Annotated in this window: 14 protein-coding genes and 1 pseudogene; 2 read left to right on the top strand and 13 right to left on the bottom strand. The window is 61.5% G+C overall.

The features are described 5' to 3' along the window. Nucleotides 1-152: 152 nt before the first annotated feature. Nucleotides 153-443, bottom strand: a pseudogene (locus tag I6E74_RS14270) (dihydrofolate reductase family protein); the annotation flags it as partial. Nucleotides 444-569: 126 nt separating this feature from the next. Next, nucleotides 570-1,880 (bottom strand): tyrosine--tRNA ligase, encoded by a 1,311-nt coding sequence (gene tyrS, locus I6E74_RS14265; RefSeq protein WP_307784491.1) that lies wholly within the window; start codon nt 1,878-1,880, stop codon nt 570-572. Between the two features lie 135 nt (nt 1,881-2,015). Between tyrS and I6E74_RS14260 the strand changes: the two genes are divergently transcribed. Both I6E74_RS14260 and I6E74_RS14255 read left to right on the top strand, forming a co-directional pair. Next, complete coding sequence (locus I6E74_RS14260; protein WP_231601653.1) at nt 2,016-2,654, top strand: SatD family protein; 639 nt, start codon at nt 2,016-2,018, stop codon at nt 2,652-2,654. Continuing rightward, nucleotides 2,651-3,205 (top strand): hypothetical protein, encoded by a 555-nt coding sequence (locus I6E74_RS14255; protein ID WP_197126750.1) that lies wholly within the window; start codon nt 2,651-2,653, stop codon nt 3,203-3,205. The genes I6E74_RS14260 and I6E74_RS14255 overlap by 4 nt, the downstream gene beginning before the upstream one ends. Before the next feature lie 36 nt (nt 3,206-3,241). Here the strand turns inward: I6E74_RS14255 and I6E74_RS14250 are convergent, their stop codons facing one another. The 11 genes from I6E74_RS14250 to pheS all read right to left on the bottom strand — a co-directional run bounded on the left by I6E74_RS14250 (nt 3,242) and on the right by pheS (nt 16,485). Then, a complete protein-coding gene (locus tag I6E74_RS14250) occupies nt 3,242-4,162 on the bottom strand; it encodes a DUF817 domain-containing protein (protein ID WP_197126749.1) in 921 nt (306 codons plus the stop codon). Next, nucleotides 4,162-4,749, bottom strand: a complete 588-nt coding sequence (locus I6E74_RS14245) for a DNA-3-methyladenine glycosylase (protein ID WP_197126748.1) — start codon at nt 4,747-4,749, stop codon at nt 4,162-4,164. The genes I6E74_RS14250 and I6E74_RS14245 overlap by 1 nt, the downstream gene beginning before the upstream one ends. 2 nt (nt 4,750-4,751) lie before the next feature. Beyond that, a complete protein-coding gene (gene argH / locus I6E74_RS14240) occupies nt 4,752-6,188 on the bottom strand; it encodes an argininosuccinate lyase (RefSeq protein WP_197126747.1) in 1,437 nt (478 codons plus the stop codon). Between the two features lie 2 nt (nt 6,189-6,190). Then, nucleotides 6,191-7,390, bottom strand: coding sequence for an argininosuccinate synthase (locus tag I6E74_RS14235; protein WP_010205232.1), 1,200 nt, complete (start codon nt 7,388-7,390; stop codon nt 6,191-6,193). Between the two features lie 67 nt (nt 7,391-7,457). Further along, on the bottom strand, nt 7,458-8,384 hold the full coding sequence (argF, locus tag I6E74_RS14230) for an ornithine carbamoyltransferase (RefSeq protein ID WP_197126746.1): 927 nt from the start codon (nt 8,382-8,384) through the stop codon (nt 7,458-7,460). Beyond that, nucleotides 8,381-9,568 carry an acetylornithine transaminase gene (locus tag I6E74_RS14225; protein ID WP_197126745.1) on the bottom strand — a complete coding sequence of 396 codons (1,188 nt, stop codon included), beginning with the start codon at nt 9,566-9,568 and terminating at the stop codon, nt 8,381-8,383. The genes argF and I6E74_RS14225 overlap by 4 nt, the downstream gene beginning before the upstream one ends. Next, nucleotides 9,565-10,479, bottom strand: a complete 915-nt coding sequence (gene argB / locus I6E74_RS14220; protein ID WP_197126744.1) for an acetylglutamate kinase — start codon at nt 10,477-10,479, stop codon at nt 9,565-9,567. The genes I6E74_RS14225 and argB overlap by 4 nt, the downstream gene beginning before the upstream one ends. After that, on the bottom strand, nt 10,479-11,630 hold the full coding sequence (gene argJ, locus I6E74_RS14215; protein WP_197126743.1) for a bifunctional glutamate N-acetyltransferase/amino-acid acetyltransferase ArgJ: 1,152 nt from the start codon (nt 11,628-11,630) through the stop codon (nt 10,479-10,481). Before argJ ends, argB begins: the two co-directional genes overlap by 1 nt. Beyond that, nucleotides 11,627-12,673, bottom strand: a complete 1,047-nt coding sequence (gene argC, locus I6E74_RS14210) for an N-acetyl-gamma-glutamyl-phosphate reductase (RefSeq protein ID WP_197126742.1) — start codon at nt 12,671-12,673, stop codon at nt 11,627-11,629. Before argC ends, argJ begins: the two co-directional genes overlap by 4 nt. 279 nt (nt 12,674-12,952) lie before the next feature. Next, nucleotides 12,953-15,445 (bottom strand): phenylalanine--tRNA ligase subunit beta, encoded by a 2,493-nt coding sequence (gene pheT / locus I6E74_RS14205; RefSeq protein WP_197126741.1) that lies wholly within the window; start codon nt 15,443-15,445, stop codon nt 12,953-12,955. Continuing rightward, nucleotides 15,445-16,485 (bottom strand): phenylalanine--tRNA ligase subunit alpha, encoded by a 1,041-nt coding sequence (gene pheS / locus I6E74_RS14200; protein WP_197126740.1) that lies wholly within the window; start codon nt 16,483-16,485, stop codon nt 15,445-15,447. The genes pheT and pheS overlap by 1 nt, the downstream gene beginning before the upstream one ends. Nucleotides 16,486-16,513: the final 28 nt, after the last annotated feature.

Below are 16,513 nucleotides of genomic sequence, written 5' to 3'. Positions count from 1 at the left end.
TGCCCGGGACTTCCGCACCTTTGGGGTGACAAGAGGAAACATTACGTGCATTCTGCCCCCCTCGCCAACACCGACAACATCCCGGGCGTGTCGCAAAAATGAGGGCCCCAAAACACTGTGTAGTGCTCGAACCGTGCGGTGAAACTTAAGAGTTAATGGCGGCAATGAGCCGACAACCGGCGGCAGAGCGACGACCAGTTCGGCGGTACGACTTCGTCAACCAGACGGGCGAATTGACCTACCGCCGTGGCCGACTTCAAGCGCGGGCGATTGCCGCCCGCCTCAGGAGGAAATAGTGGAGCACCTCCCGTCAGCATCGCGAGCGCGAACGAGATCGAAATCTCATCGAGAGCGCCGGCATCCAAGAACTGCGACGCCAACGCTCCCCCGCCCATAATCCAGATGTCGTCGTGACCCGCAGCCTCGCGAATCGCGGGCAGAGCATCCGCTACCGCTCCGCGAACAAAGCGGACATCGGCGCCTTCGGGAACAGGAAGGTCGCGTGTAGTGACGTCGAACGTTGGCTGGTCACCAAAGTAGTCGGCCCACTTCTGCGGGTGCTGCTCGCGCTAGGAGGTGACGAAGATTCCCGCGAGCGTCTTTTTGCCGCGACGGAGAACGGCCACGTTTCCCGGCAGAAGGTCACTGCCCACCGTGGCCTGGTCATCCGCAACGGCAACATTGTTGAGGTAGACGCCACCCTGCGAGATTGCGCGACGTGCTTCACTTGCGCTCGACACCAGTTTCGTGTCGACGAGCAATTGCACAACGGTCGCGTCCGCTGAGGTTTCGACGTGGGCGAGCTCGCGCAGAGCTGCGGCAAGAGTGTCCGCATCCAATGACGCCAACTCCCCTTGGCCGAACAGCGCTGCGGATGCTGCGATTGCCGCTTCCGTTGCAGTGCGGCCGTGCACGAGAGAAGTGACCTCGAACGCGAGAGTCTTCTGTGCTTCGCGACGGAACGGTGCCTCAGCAACAGCGGTCTCGAGAGCAGTGACCTGTTCCCGCGACAGAAACGTGAAGATCTTCACTCGCTCAATGACATCCGCATCATCGGTATTGAGCCAGAACTGGTAAAACGCGTAGGGGCTCGTCATCTTCGAGTCGAGCCAAATGGCGTTGCCCTCGCTCTTGCCGAACTTGGTGCCATCCGAGTTGGTGATGAGCGGGGTACCAATAGCGTGAACGCTCGCGCTCTCAGCCTTATGGATGAGGTCGCTGCCGCTGATGAGATTGCCCCACTGGTCACTGCCACCGGTTTGCAAGACGCAGTCGTAGTTGCGGTAGAGCTCCAAGAAGTCCATGCCCTGCATGACTTGGTAGCTGAACTCGGTGTAGCTGATGCCGGCGTCGCTATTGAGACGCGCGCTCACCGCATCCTTTTTGAGCATCGTGCCGACACGGAAGTACTTGCCGATATCGCGTAAGAAATCGATCGCGCTCATCGGCGCTGTCCAGTCGAGGTTATTGACCATGCGCACAGCATTGTCGCCCTCGGTGCTCAAGAACTTGGAGACCTGGGCCTGCAAGTAGCTGACCCATTCGGCAACGGTTTCGTTGTCGTTGAGCGTGCGCTCTGCTGTGGGGCGCGGATCTCCAATAAGGCCGGTCGCTCCCCCGACGAGTCCGAGAGGTTTGTGGCCAGCCAGCTGAAGACGGCGCAGCAGCAGCAGCTGCACGAGGTTACCCAAGTGGAGGCTGGGAGCGGTGGGGTCGAATCCGCAGTAGTAGGTGATGGGGTCACCGTCGAGAAGCTTCTCAAGGGCAACCGCATCGGTAGAGACATGCACGAGACCGCGCCACGTGAGCTCTTGCCACAAGCTCTCGAAAGAGCTGTCGTTGCTTTGGGTACTGAGAGATTCTGATGCTGTCGCTGACACGTCATTAACCGTAGTGCCTATCGGCGGGGTGCTGAGAGCAGCCTGCCGCGCGTTATCCGCAATGCTGAGGCACTGATCTGAAGAAATCAGGCTTGTGGGCCTGATATTGGAGAATCAATGCTGTAGCCTTTAGTTATGTTTGTGATCACAGCGGACCAAAGAAACAGCCGCAGCAGCGCGGATGCCGTAGCCCAGACTCTGCAGCGCATCAATACCGAGCGCGCGGATGACCTCGCCCTGCCCGCCGAGCGCACTGCCGGAGACGAGGCACAAATGCTGCTTACGTCGGCACAGGCTGCTCTCGACATCACCCTCGAACTGACCCGCACCGAACAGTGGAGCGTGGGAATCGGTATCGGCGCAGTGCCCCTGCCGTTCGGAACAAGCGTGCGCGCAACCAGCGGTCCCGCCTTTCTCGCCGCCAGAGACGCCATCGACCGCGCCAAGAAGAGTCCAGCCAAATGCGCCGTCGAGTCCGACCCCGAGAGCGAGCTGGCCCGCGACATCGAGCCACTTCTTGAGCTGTTGATTCTGCTTCGCAACCGTCGCACTGACAACGGTTGGGAACTCTACGACTTGCTCAGCACCGGAATCACTCAGGCCGACGCGGCCGAGCGCCTCGGCATCTCCCCGCAATCTGCCAGTCAGCGCGCTCTAGTCGCGGGGCTGCGCACAGAAGAAGAGGCCGTTCGCGCCCTTGCAAACCTGCTCGACAGAGCACACAGTGGAGTAGCAACCGACAACGCGCTCAGCGCAGAGAAAGGCACGTCATGACCGGCTGGTGGATCGCGGTACTCGTTCTCACAATCGGAGCGATCGGCGCATCCATGATTGCCGCGCGCACTGAAAAGTATTGGCTCGCCACCGTCTCGCTACTGCCTGTCGGTATCGCCCTCATCTTGGGTTCCGCTGGAAACCCTCTGCCCGGTGATGCTTCTGGACTAATTATTTTGCTCAGCGCCGCCCTCGTCGCACTGGCCACTCTCGCCGGCAGCCCACTCGTGGCGCTCGTGCTCTCGCTCGCCTCGTATCCGGCACCGCGCGGCGAACATGGCGGCATCCTCGTGATCGACGCCGATTCTCCCCTGCCCGAACGTGAAATTCTGCGCGGCGGAACCACGATCGGCTACCTCGAACGCTTCGCGTTCATCGCATCCTTCATGGTGTGGCAGCCCGGAGCGATCGCCGTCATCGTTGCCATCAAAGGACTTGGCCGCTTCTCCGAACTCGAGAACGCAGCTGCCCGCGAACGATTCATCATTGGCACGCTCGTGAGCCTCGTCTGGGCCGGGCTCTGCACCGCAGCCCTGCTTGTCGGACGCTAGGTCGTCAGTCGGCACTTGCTCTGCGTGGGCCTAGCGTTACGGCTGCGCGGTGGCGTTCTCGGCGATCGCTTCCGGCGGCTGTGGTTTCTCGACCCACGTCACCAAGACCACCGAGACGATCATGAGCAGCAGCCACGAACCAAGCTTGGCGATCGAGACCAACTCCCACCCCTCCGACTGACTGGGATATACCCACGCGTTCGACCACGTCGCCACATTCTCTGCAATCCAAATGAATACTGCGACCAGCACGAAAGAGACCAAAATCGGCATCCGGAATCGTGCCCGCGAAACTCTGACGTGCATCACCGTGCGCCACCAGACCACCGCGATTGCCGCGAAGAGGAACCAGCGAGCATCGACAATGAAATGGTGACTGAAGAAGTTGACGTAGATCAGCGTGGCCAGAATGGCCGTGATCCAGCGTCGCGGATAGCGATCAAAACGAAGCTCGAAGAGACGAAACACGCGCACCATGTACGAACCGACCGCGGCATACATGAAACCGCTATAGAGCGGGACGCCGAAGATGTGCAGCACGCCGTCGCCCTCATAGCTCCACGACCCAGCATCGGTCTTGAAAATTTCCATCACCGTGCCCACGATGTGGAACAGGATGATCACCCGCAGCTCGCGCAGTGTCTCCAGCTTGAAGACCACCATGAGAACTTGGATGGCGAGAGCAGCCAACACCAGAAAGTCGTTGCGGGCGAGGGCCGCCGACTCTGGATACCAGAGGCGCGTGAGCACGAGAACCGTCAACAGCGCTCCCCCAAAGACGCACGCCCAGGCTTGCTTGAGCACGAACACGGTGAACTCGATAGCCCACGTGCGCCAACGCTGTGGTTGGACCCGACCGCTACCGTGCGGATGCTGCGGACCGCCATCGCGAACGCGGTCAAGACGCCCGTGCGCCCACTCATCAATCCGCTGCTCTAGCGGTGTGAAGCGGGCCACTAGCTGCGGTTGCGCTTCACTGCGGGGCGATACGGGGAAACGCTCGGCTCCCCCGGAATCCAGAAGCGCCACGGATACTCGTCGGTGCCGCCAGCACCCGCGACGCCCGTGCGCGGACCAACGCTGAACGGAGACTGCGACTGAGGCAGTTCCAGACGAACACGACCTGACTCTAAGTTGGTTCCCGCGTCATCCAGCCGGATGCCGAGCGCCACCGCGAGGCGGGCGGGCCCCCTAGCGAGGTCGGCCGGTTTCTTGGATGTTGCGCGCCGTTCGGCCGCGACATCCATCCCCTCGATCACTTCGCCGGCGCGTAAAAGGATTCCTGAGGCGACGCCCTCAGGCATGCACACGACATTCGCGCACGTGTGCATGCCATAGGTGAAATAGGTATAGAGATGGCCGGGCGGGCCGTACATCACAGCGTTACGTTTGCCGGGGCCGCGAAACGCGTGCGAGCCAGGATCGACTTCGCCCAGGTACGCCTCGACCTCGGTGAGCCGCACCGCTACCTCGCCGACGCGCACGACAGCCCCCAGCAACAGCGGAGCAACCTCAGTTGCCGGCCTGCTGAGCAGTTCGAACACGTCTAGCGGATAACCTGCGGGTCGAGAGCGGTCGCGAGCAAGCGAACACGCTCGGTGAGCTCGGCACGCTGCTCGGCAACGCGCACCGGAGCAGTTCCACCGACGCCGGCACGGCTCGATACAGAACCCTCCACCGTAAGAACCGCGCGCACATCACCCGTGAGGTGAGGTGAAATGGCGGCGTAGTCGTCATCGGTCGGTTCGTGAAGTTCAAGCGAGTTGTCTTCACAGAAACGCACGAGCGAACCGCTGATTTCGTGAGCCTCACGGAACGGCACATGCTGGCGCACGAGCCAGTCAGCAACATCCGTCGCCAAGGAGAACCCCTGAGGCGCAAGCTCGGCCATGCGCTCCGTGTTGAAGCGCAGCGTCGCAATCATTCCCGTGAATGCGGGAAGCAAGACTTCAAGCGTCTCGACAGAGTCGAACACGGGCTCTTTGTCTTCCTGAAGATCGCGGTTGTAGGCGAGGGGCAGGGCCTTGAGCGTGGCCAGCAGGCCCGTGAGGTTACCAATAAGGCGACCAGACTTGCCTCGAGCAAGCTCAGCGATGTCGGGGTTCTTCTTCTGGGGCATGATCGACGATCCGGTTGAATAGGCGTCATCAAGCTGCACGAAATCGAACTCGCGCGTATTCCACAGAATGATCTCTTCGCTGAGACGCGAAATGTCGATACCCAGCTGCGCGGTAATGAACGCGAACTCTGCCACGACATCCCGGCTCGCAGTCGCATCAATTGAGTTTTCGGTGGGGCGAGCAAGCCCCAGCTCCCGAGCAACAAGCGCGGGGTCGAGCCCCAACGTGCTGCCCGCAAGCGCACCAGAACCATACGGCGATGTGGATGCGCGAACCTTCCAGTCCCGCAAGCGCTCGAGCGTGCGCACCAGAGGCCACGCGTGCGCGAGCAAATGATGCGCGAGCAGCACTGGCTGCGCATGCTGGAGGTGGGTACGACCCGGCATGATGGCCGCAGCGTGCTTCTCAGCCTGCGCCACAATGGCGTCAATGAGGTCGACAACCATGGCCGCTATCGCGCCCGCATGGTCGAGAAGGTACAGGCGCACGAGCGTGGCGATTTGGTCGTTGCGGCTACGTCCGGCACGGAGTTTGCCTCCGACCTCAGCACCCGCACGCTCGATGAGCCCACGCTCGAGAGCAGCGTGAACGTCTTCCTCCGACTCAAGGGCTGTAAAACTGCCATCGGCAACGGCTGCACTCAACGATGTCAGAGCATCCGTCATCGTTTCGAGTTCAACGTCGTCGAGGTACCCCGCGGCCGCGAGCGCAACAGCGTGCGCTCGCGAACCGGCGAGATCATACTGCGCAAGCTGCCAGTCGAAGTGAGTTGATTTGCTCAACCGGGCAAGCTCAGGTGAAGGGCCACTTGCGAAGCGGGCTCCCCAGAGTTGTCCCTCACCAGTTTCGGCAGATTGCGCCATGATTAGCCCTGCTTTGCGTCGCGACGAGCCGAGATCTTGCTCGGCAATGACCAGAGTTCGATGAAGCCCTTAGCGAGCGACTGGTCGAACGTGTCACCGGTGTCGTAGGTGGCAAGGCTGAAGTCGTAGAGGCTCTGCTCTGACTTGCGGCCAGTCGGTACGGCACGGCCAGCGTGGAGTGTCATGCGGATCTCTCCGCTCACGTAGCGCTGGGTGTCGTCGATGAACGCGTCGAGTGAACGCTTGAGACCTGAATACCAGAGTCCGTCGTACACGAGGTTCGACCATTCGGCCTCAACTCCACGCTTGTAACGGGAAAGGTCACGCTCGATCGTGAGTGACTCAAGCTCTTCGTGGGCGGCGATAAGAGCCATCGCGCCGGGAGCTTCGTAAACCTCACGGCTCTTGATACCAATGAGGCGGTCTTCGACCACGTCGATGCGGCCGATGCCGTGCTTGCCGGCGAGCGCGTTCATGTGCTCAACGATGGCGAGAGCCGACATCGCGACGCCGTCGATGGCGACCGGAATTCCGGCTTCGAAAGTGATGGTCACTTCGTCGGCAGGAAGACCGGCTGCAGGGTCAGCGGTGTACTCGTAAAGCTCTTCAATCGGAGCATTCCACGGGTCCTCGAGGAATCCGGTCTCGACCGCGCGACCCCAGACGTTCTTGTCGATCGAGTAAGGGCTCGCTGCCGACTGGCGGATCGGAAGATTGTGCTTTTCGGCGTAGATGATCGCCTTGTCGCGGGTGAGCGCAAGGTCACGCACGGGAGCGATGCTCGTGAGGTCGGGGGCGAGAGCCGCAACAGCTGCCTCGAAGCGAACCTGGTCGTTGCCCTTACCGGTGCAACCGTGAGCAACGCTGTCCGCACCCAGCGCCTTGGCGGTGAGTGCGAGGTGACGCGAGATCACCGGACGGCTGAGAGCCGAAACCAGCGGGTAACGCTTCTGGTACAACGCGTTTGCCTTGAGTGCCGGCATCAGGAAGTCATCAGCGAACTCATCCTTGGCATCGATAACGATCGACTCAACAGCACCACAGTCAAGTGCGCGCTGACGGATGTCATCCATGTTTTCGCCGCCCTGGCCGACGTCAATCGCAAGTGCGACGACCTCTTTGCCTGTGGCGTCCTTGAGCCAGCCAATACCTACCGAAGTGTCGAGTCCGCCCGAGTAGGCGAGAACTACGCGTTCTGACATATGTTTTTCTCCTTGACGTCGTGAATCAGTTTAGGGAACTACAACGGCGGCGTCATGCCGCCAAAAACTAGGCAGCCTGTTCGAGCAACCAAATCATGAGAGCCTTCTGGGCGTGCAGGCGGTTCTCCGCCTCATCCCAGATGACACTCTGCGGGCCATCGATCACGTCGGCCTCAACCTCATACCCGCGGTCAGCAGGCAAGCAGTGCAAGAAGATCGCGTCAGGCTTTGCGAGCGCCATCAGCGCAGTGTCGACCTTGTAGGCACCAAGAGAAGCCACGCGAGCGGCCTTCTCGTCTTCTTTGCCCATCGACACCCACGTGTCGGTGACAACAACATCCGCACCCGTCACGGCTTCAGCCGCGTCGGTGAGAATTGAAATCGATCCACCCGTGGATGCCGCAATCTTCTCCGCGTCAGCGACGACATCCGCCAACGGTAGGTAATCTTCGGGGCACGCGATGCGCACGTGCATTCCCGCGGTCGCGCCAGCGAGGAGATACGAGTGCACCATGTTGTCTGCACCATCACCGAGGAACGTGACGGTCAAGCCCTTAAGCTCACCCTTGTGTTCGCGAATCGTGAGCAGGTCAGCGAGCAACTGGCACGGGTGGAACTCGTCGCTGAGAGCGTTGATCACGGGAACTTGGGTTCCATGGGCCATCTCAATAAGACCCTGCTGGCCGTAGGTGCGCCAGACAATGGCGGCGACCTGGCGTTCAAGAACGCGAGCCGTGTCTGAGGCTGTCTCCTTACCGCCGAGCTGACTGTTGGCGGTCGAGATGATGAGCGGCGAACCGCCAAGGTCTGCGATGCCCACAGCGAACGAGACGCGAGTGCGAGTTGATGACTTGTCAAAGATCACAGCAACGGTCTGCGGACCCTCGAGCGGCTTTCGCCCCCACCGATCAGCTTTTACTTTTTCGGCGAGATCGAGAATCTCGAGTTGCTCGGCCGGGCTGAGGTCATCGTCGCGAAGAAAATGCCTGGTCATGATGCCTCCGTAGATGCTGTGTTGGTCACTTCGTTCAGCACCGTGCTGAACGTGTCAATGAATTCGGCGATTTCGGCATCGCCAATGATGAGGGGCGGAGCGAGGCGAACAGTTGACGCGTTGGGCGCATTGATAATCAGCCCGTGCTTAAGCGCAACCGCCACGATCTCTTGCGCGACAGGCTCGGCAAGTCCGATGCCGATCAGGAGTCCGCGCCCGCGAAGCTCCACGATCAACGAGGAATCGATGCGGGCCAGTGCGGTGCGCAGTTCGGCACCGCGCTGAGCGGCATTCGCCACGAGGTCGTCAGACTCAATCTGGCCCAAGACCGCTTCCGAAACGGCACAGACGAGTGGGTTGCCACCGAAAGTAGTGCCGTGCTGACCGGGATGCATCAGCGAGGATGCCTTCCCGAACGTCACGAGCGCACCGATCGGCACTCCCCCTCCCATTCCCTTAGCCATAGTGATGGCGTCAGGAACGATTCCGCTCTCTTGGAAGCCAAACCAGTCTCCTGTGCGTCCGGCTCCGGTCTGGATCTCGTCAATAATGAGCAGCACACCGTGCTGAGTCGTCAATTCACGAGCCGCTTCGAGGTAGCCGGCGGGCAGCGAGTGCACCCCAGCCTCACCCTTGATCGGCTCGACGATGAGGGCCGAGACATCCGGTCCAATCGCAGCTTCGAGGGCCTCGATAGTGGAATCAATGTGCTCGACGTTGGGAAGCAACGGCTCAAAAGGCTCGCGCAGCGATGCCTTGCCGGTGATCGAGAGAGCCCCCATAGACCGACCATGGAAGGAATCCATCAACGACAGGATGCGCGGGCGCCCGGTGAGACGAGCGAGCTTGACGGCAGCTTCGTTTGCCTCAGTGCCCGAGTTCGCAAAGAACACGCGCCCCTCGTCACCGGCACCCGAAATGCGCAGCAGTCGTGCCGCGAGCGCGAGTTGCGGTTCGGTCGCGAAGAAGTTGGACACGTGCAGGAGGTTGGCTTGGCGGCTGAGCGCGCCCACAATCGCGGGGTGATTATGCCCAAGCGAATTGACCGCAATGCCAGCCAAGAAGTCGAGGTAACGCTTGCCCTCGGAATCGAAGACCGTGCAGCCTTCGCCACGCACGAACTCCACCTTCGGTACACCGAACGTATTCATCATCCGGTGGGCGTAGTCGTCTTTCCAGGTCATGCGGGTACCACCTCGGTGCCAATTCCATCTTGCGTGAATACTTCGAGCAGGATTGAGTGTGGGGCTCGACCGTCGATGATCGCGGCCTTCGGAACGCCAGCATCCACCGCTTCAAGGCAGGCTGTCATCTTCGGGATCATGCCCGATTCCAGACTCGGCAACAGCTCACGCAGCTCGTCGGTGTTGATGATCGAGACGAGCGACTCCCGGTTCGGCCAATCGCTGTAGAGACCGGCAACATCGGTGAGGATGACGAGCTTGGCCGCGTCGAGCGCAATAGCTAGCGCTGCCGCCGCAGAATCCGCGTTGACATTGAGCAAGCCAGAGGCGTCTTCAGCGATCTCTCCCGCTTCCTGGGCCAGTGTCGACACCACAGGGATGTTGTCGCTCGCTAAGACGTCAAGCACTCGCTGAGGATCGACCTCAGTGACATTACCGACCAACCCGAGGTCAACACGCTTGCCCTCGATCTCTTTGATCATTCGTTCACCGATAAACAGCGAATGTTCGTGCCCGGCAATGCCGTTAGCAAGATCTCCGTGCTCGTTGATGAGATCAACCAGCTCAGCGCCGACCTGATCGGTGAGCACATCGCGCACCACGTCGATCGACTCTTCTGTCGTCACACGATAGCCAGCACGGAACTCCGATTCGATACCGCGAATCTTGAGTTCCTTGGTGATCTGGGGGCCGCCACCGTGAACAATCACTGGGCGAACACCAGCAAGACGCAGATAAACCATGTCCTGCACAAAGGCGCGCTTGAGTTCGTCGTTGATCATGGCGTTGCCGCCGAATTTCACCACAATGATGCGGTTACGGAATCTCTTCAACCACGGAAGCGCCTCAATCAGCACTCCCGCCTTCGTCATGGCCTGCTCGTGTTCAGCGCCGTGGGTGTAGGCCGGCATCAGCTGGAGTACGCGCTGTTCTCATGCACGTAATCGTGCGTGAGGTCGTTGGTCAGAATGGTCGCTTCGGCATCGCCCGTAGCCAGATCGATCAGCACGTGCACAGCACGGCCCGTGAGATCTACCTCGTCACGTGAGCGATCGGGGGCGCCCGCGTGGCAGACCCGCACACCGTTCATCGACACATCGACCGCATAGGGGTCAAAGGCAGCATCCGTGGTTCCGATCGCGGCGAGCACCCGGCCCCAGTTGGGATCGTTGCCGAAGATCGCGGCCTTGAAGAGATTATTGCGAGCAACCGAACGGCCGACCACGACAGCGTCGTCTTCGCTGAGCGCGCGCACAACTTCGATGCGGATGTCGTGGCTTGCGCCTTCGGCATCGCCCTGCAGTTGTTCGGCCAGGTCGTTGCACACGCTCGTGACAAGTGCGGCAAACTCGGCTGCATCCGGAGTCACTCCTGAGGCGCCCGACGCCATCAGCGTTACCTGGTCGTTGGTCGACATGCAACCGTCAGAGTCGAGACGGTCGAAACTCACGCGAGTGGCTTCCCGCAGCGCCGCATCGAGGTCGGCTGCGGCGACAGCGGCGTCAGTGGTGATGACCACGAGCATTGTCGCAAGGCCCGGCGCGAGCATCCCTGCCCCCTTGGCCATGCCGCCAACGGTGTAGCCGGTGCCGGTCGCGACAGTAGTTTTGGGCTTGCTGTCGGTGGTCATGATGGCGAGCGACGCATCGGTGCCCCCGTCGGTGCTGAGCGCTCCGATTGCTGCCGACATCCCGGCGAGAACCTTGTCTTGCGGAAGCGGTTCTCCAATAAGACCGGTCGAACAGACGAGGATGTCGCCGGCCGATGACCCGAGCGCTTCAGCAACGTGCTCCGCTGTGGCGTGCGTTACCTGAAAACCCTGGGGGCCTGTGAAACAGTTGGCTCCACCCGAGTTGAGGGCGATCGCTGTGACAACGCCATCGTCGATGACCTGCTTGGACCAGATGATGGGGTGAGCCTGCGCACGATTGCTCGTGAACACGGCGGCTGCATCGAAGCGTGGGCCGCGGTTGACGACGAGGGCGACATCGAGACCACCGCTGGCCTTGAGCCCCGCTTCGACCCCGGCTGCTTCGAATCCTGCGGCTGCTGTGACGCTCATGGTGCTACTCCGTCCAGCGCCAGACCGAGGGTTTCCTCAAGGCCTAACGCAATATTTGTCGATTGAATGGCGGCGCCTGCGGTGCCCTTTACAAGATTGTCGATTGCGCTGACGACAACCACGCGACGCGCTGCTTCGTCAACGGCAAGCCCGATCAGGGCGGTGTTGGCGCCCAACGTATCAGCGGTGCGCGGGAACTGTCCCTCAGGCAAGACGTGAATGAACGGCTCGTCGGCATAGGCGGTCTCCCACGCTTCCCGAATTTGGGCCGCGGTGACCCCGTCAGCGAGCTTCGCAGTGGAGGTCGCGAGAATGCCGCGTGACATGGGCACGAGGACGGGAGTGAACGACACCGTCACCGATGAAGCGCCAGCGACTTTCAAATTCTGCGCGATCTCCGGAGTGTGACGATGAGTGCCGCCAACGGCATACGCCGAAGCAGAGCCCATCATTTCGCTCGCGAGCAGGTTAACCTTCAGGCTCTTGCCCGCGCCCGAAGGCCCGACCGCAAGCACCGCCACGATGTCTTCTGACTCGATCAACGAGGAACGGATGCCGGGAGCGAGCCCCAGCGTAATGGCTGTCACGTTGCAGCCGGGCACCGCAATACGCTTCGAACCGGCAAGGACTTGACGTTGCGTGCCCCCGGCGGCGTGCAGCAGTTCGGGCATCCCGTAGTCCCAGGCACCGTAGAACTCGCCGCCGTAGAAGGCAGCCCAGTCGTCTTCACTGGTGAGGCGGTGATCGGCACCACAGTCAACGACGAGAGTGTCGGGGCTGAGCTCAGCCGTTAACGCTCCCGACTTGCCGTGTGGCAACGCAAAGAAAACAACATCGTGACCGGCGAGCACTTCGGGCTCCGTCGGCTGAAAAACTAGGTGTGCGAGAGACCGCAAATGCGGTTGCACATCGATGAGGCGCTGACCGGCGTTACTAAACGCGGTCACCGTCGTGACATCGAACTCAGGATGGGTGGACAGCAGGCGAAGAAGCTCGCCACCGGCATAACCGCTGGCACCGGCCACAGCGACCGAAATTGACATGGAATTACCTTCAGTGGGTTCGGAATCGAGAACACTTGCGGCGGCGAATCACACACGACCTCGTGGGTTGTGGCGAAACTCCGCCTATCGTCGCTCGTCAGCCCCGCGGAGAACCGGCGAAGACGGCACCACAAAGCTCAGCGAGAAACGCTGGCTGCAAGTGCGGAAGTCGGTCACATTTCTAGAGTAGTGCCCAGAGCGCGCGGCAGGCTAATCGACAAACGCAGAAAGCCGGTTGCCACTCTGCGAGAGACAACCGGCTTTCGCACCAATTAGTGGTTACTCGCGCAGTTCAGCGCCCACTCGTTCGCCAGCAAGGGCAACCGCAGCGTTCTTCGCGTCGGTCGCTTCTGCCTGCGTGAGCGTGCGGTCACTGGCACGGAACCTCAGCGCAAAAGTCAGCGACTTGTGCGATTCCGGGATGCCGGTGCCACGGTAGTCATCGACGAGCCGCACGTTCTCCAAGAGTTCGCTTGCACCCTCGCGGATGATGGCCAACAACTCGCCAGCCTGAACAGCCACCGGCACTACGAGAGACAGGTCTTGCGTAGCGGCCGGGTACGACACGATGGGAGTCGCAGCGATATCTACAGCAGCACTCGTGATCAGCACGGTGAGGTCGAGCTCAAGCACCGCAACAACACGCGGCAAATCGAGTTCAAGCGCCAGGGCCGGCAGCAACTCGCCGGCGTAGCCAACAGTGTGGTCGCCCACGCGAAGCTCGGCGGTGCGACCAGGGTGCATCGCCTGATGGGTACCCGTCACGACGTCGATGTCGACGGACAGCGTCGCCGCCAGCTGCTGAACCGTGGCGAGAGCATCCGCGAGCCCGCGAGAGAGTGGTTGCTGACCCGGCTGGCGCGTAACGGCATCACCGAGGAACAGCGCGGCAACGTGCCACGGTTGTTCCGGGATGCTCGAACGCAGTTCGGCGAGAGCGGCGTCACTGGGCAACTCATAGCCGAGCGGCAACGAGGTGCTTCCGTAACGGTGGCCCGCTTCGGGCAGGAACACCGTTCCGACCTCGAAGAGAGCGAGGTCCGTGAGTCCACGAGAGACATTGCGGTGCGCGATCGCCGCGAGGCCCGGCAGCAACGAACGACGCAGGGTTGCGGCATCCGGGTCCAAGGCGTTTGCGAGTTTGATCGTGGTCGCTCCCCCAGCTTCAGGCGAGCCAAAAAGGTCGTTCGACTGCTGAGAGATGAACGGGTAGGCCAAGACCTCGGTGAGGCCGGATGCCGCGAGGCTGTTAGAGACGGTGCGACGCAGGCGCTGGGCGCGAGTGAGCCCGCGGCCCGGAGGAGCAACGGGGAGCACAGCCGGAATACGGTCGTAACCCACGATGCGGGCAACTTCTTCAACGAGCGTGGTCTTGTCACCGAGGTCGGGACGCCAGCTCGGTGGTGTCACGCTCCAGCCAGTGTCAGTCACAGTAACCTCGGCGCCAATAGCCTGCAGAGAGTCGGTGATCTCATCGGCGGAGTAATGAACGCCGATCAGGCCTTCGGCATAGCCCTCAGGCAGATCAACAGCATCTGGGGTGTGCTCGGCTAGTAGGTCGCTGCCGAGAGCATCGACGGTGCCGCCGCCCAGCTCCACGAGAAGTTCAACGACGCGCGCAGCCGCCGCAGAAGCCACTAGCGGGTCGACTCCGCGCTCGAAACGACGTGATGCTTCGCTGCCGAGCTTGTGGCGGCGAGCAGTGCGCGCGATCGAGATCGGTTCGAAGTTGGCGGCCTCGATCAGAACGTTGGTGGAGGCATCCGTGATTTCAGTGCTTGCCCCACCCATGACGCCAGCCAAGCCGATGGGGCCGGACTCGTCGGTGATGAGCAGGTCTTCAGGGTTGAGCGTGCGCGACTTGTCGTCGAGGGTGGTGAGCGTCTCCCCCGCTTTAGCGCGACGAACCGTCAATCCGCCCGATACTCGGTCGAGGTCATAGGCGTGAATCGGCTGCCCGAGTTCGAGCATGACGTAGTTCGTGATGTCTACCGTGAGCGAGATCGAGCGGATGCCGGCGAGCGTCAGGCGCGTGATCATCCACGACGGCGTTGGCTTGGTAACATCCACGTTCCGTACGACGCGCGTGACGAAGGCGCGCACTCCGGCGCGACCGCGAATGGGCGCGTCGTCGGCGATAACGACGGGGAAGCCGCTCGCCTCGGTGATCGTGGGAGCGTCGGCAGGATCGGTGAACTTTGCGCCCGTCGAGAGAGCGTATTCACGCGCAACACCGCGCAACGACATGGCATACCCACGGTCGGGCGTGACATTGATCTCCACCCCGAAGTCATCGAGACCGAGCAGCTCGATCGCGCTCGTTCCGACCTCGGGGTCGAGACCCAATGTGGACAACACGAGGATGCCGTCGTGCTCGTCTCCGAGACCAAGTTCGCGAGTCGACGCGATCATTCCATCAGAGACGTGACCGTAAGTCTTGCGTGCAGCGATCGGGAACGGGCCGGGAAGAACCGAGCCGGGAAGCGTGACAACAACCTTGTCGCCGACCACAAAGTTGTGGGCTCCACACACGATGCCGCGAGGCTCCGCTTCGCCAACATCGACCTGGCACCAGTTGATGGTTTTGCCATTGGACTGGGGCTCGCCAACGAACTCAAGAACCTGGCCAACCACGACCGGACCAGAGATATCGAAACCGTGGACGTCTTCTTCTTCAAAGCCAACCTTCACGAGCGCAGCGTGAACCTGTTCGTGAGTGATGTCTATCGGGATCTCAACGAATTCCCGCAACCAACTCATGGGAATTTTCATTAGACCACCATTCCGAACTGCTGGGAGAAACGAATATCGCCCTCGACCATGTCTCGCATGTCATTCATTTCGTTGCGGAACTGCAGCGTGCGCTCAATTCCCATTCCGAAGGCGAAGCCCTGGTATTCCTCGGGGTCTATCCCGGCGGCACGAAGCACGTTGGGGTTGACCATTCCGCAGCCGCCCCATTCAACCCAGCGGGCGCCCCCCTTGGCGTTGGGCTGCCACACGTCCATTTCGGCGCTGGGCTCGGTGAACGGGAAGTAGTTGGGGCGCAGACGAATCTGGGCGCCCTCGCCGAACATGGCGCGCGCGAGGTGCTCAAGCGTGCCCCGCAGGTTCGCCATGGTGAGGCCCTTGTCGATCGCGATACCCTCCAGCTGGTGGAAGACGGGAGTGTGGGTGGCATCGAGTTCGTCCGTGCGGAACACGCGTCCGGGCGCGACGACATATACCGGCAGTGGGCGCTCAAGAAGGGAGCGGATCTGAACCGGGCTCGTGTGCGTGCGCAACAGCAAGTGCGAGTCGACGGGGTCAATGAAGAACGTGTCTTGCATGGCGCGGGCCGGGTGATCTTCGTCGAAGTTGAGCGCGTCAAAGTTGAACCACTCGTTCTCAAGCTCGGGGCCTTCTGCGACCTCCCATCCCATGCCGACGAAGATGTCGCTCATGTGCTCCATGAGCAGGCTCAGCGGATGCCGGGCGCCCTTCACGTAGCGAGTGGCGACGGCCGTGACATCCACGGCTTCTGCCGCGAGCTTCGCTTGCTCTTCGGCGACGGCCAGCTCGGCCTCACGGGCGCTAAAAGCGCCGTTGACGCGGCCGCGTGCGGCTCCGATGAGCTTGCCGGTGGCCGCTCGGTCTGCCGGGTCCACGTTTTTCATCTGGGCGTTGAGCGCCGCAAGCGGTGACCCTTCGCCAAGATGGGCTCCGCGCACCGTTTTGAGATCGGCCATTGTCGCGGCGGCTTCGATGGCAGCAAGAGCTGCTTCGACCGCTGCGGTTACCGCTGGTTCTGTGATCGGGGTGGGTTCAGACACAAGAACCGAGTTTAGCGGACACCGCTGT

Source organism: Salinibacterium sp. SWN139, from assembly GCF_015864625.1.
Lineage (GTDB): Bacteria > Actinomycetota > Actinomycetes > Actinomycetales > Microbacteriaceae > Rhodoglobus.
This window is presented reverse-complemented; position numbering and strand designations above follow the sequence as displayed.

Bases quoted from the DNA above. Each gene is read 5' to 3' on its own strand.
- I6E74_RS14260 (WP_231601653.1), top strand. From the start codon at position 2,016: ATGTTTGTGATCACAGCGGACCAAAGAAACAGCCGCAGCAGCGCGGAT.
- I6E74_RS14255 (WP_197126750.1), top strand. From the start codon at position 2,651: ATGACCGGCTGGTGGATCGCGGTACTCGTTCTCACAATCGGAGCGATC.
- argH (WP_197126747.1), bottom strand. From the start codon at position 6,188: ATGGCGCAATCTGCCGAAACTGGTGAGGGACAACTCTGGGGAGCCCGC.
- I6E74_RS14235 (WP_010205232.1), bottom strand. From the start codon at position 7,390: ATGTCAGAACGCGTAGTTCTCGCCTACTCGGGCGGACTCGACACTTCG.
- argF (WP_197126746.1), bottom strand. From the start codon at position 8,384: ATGACCAGGCATTTTCTTCGCGACGATGACCTCAGCCCGGCCGAGCAA.
- I6E74_RS14225 (WP_197126745.1), bottom strand. From the start codon at position 9,568: ATGACCTGGAAAGACGACTACGCCCACCGGATGATGAATACGTTCGGT.
- argB (WP_197126744.1), bottom strand. From the start codon at position 10,479: ATGCCGGCCTACACCCACGGCGCTGAACACGAGCAGGCCATGACGAAG.
- argJ (WP_197126743.1), bottom strand. From the start codon at position 11,630: ATGAGCGTCACAGCAGCCGCAGGATTCGAAGCAGCCGGGGTCGAAGCG.
- argC (WP_197126742.1), bottom strand. From the start codon at position 12,673: ATGTCAATTTCGGTCGCTGTGGCCGGTGCCAGCGGTTATGCCGGTGGC.
- pheT (WP_197126741.1), bottom strand. From the start codon at position 15,445: ATGAAAATTCCCATGAGTTGGTTGCGGGAATTCGTTGAGATCCCGATA.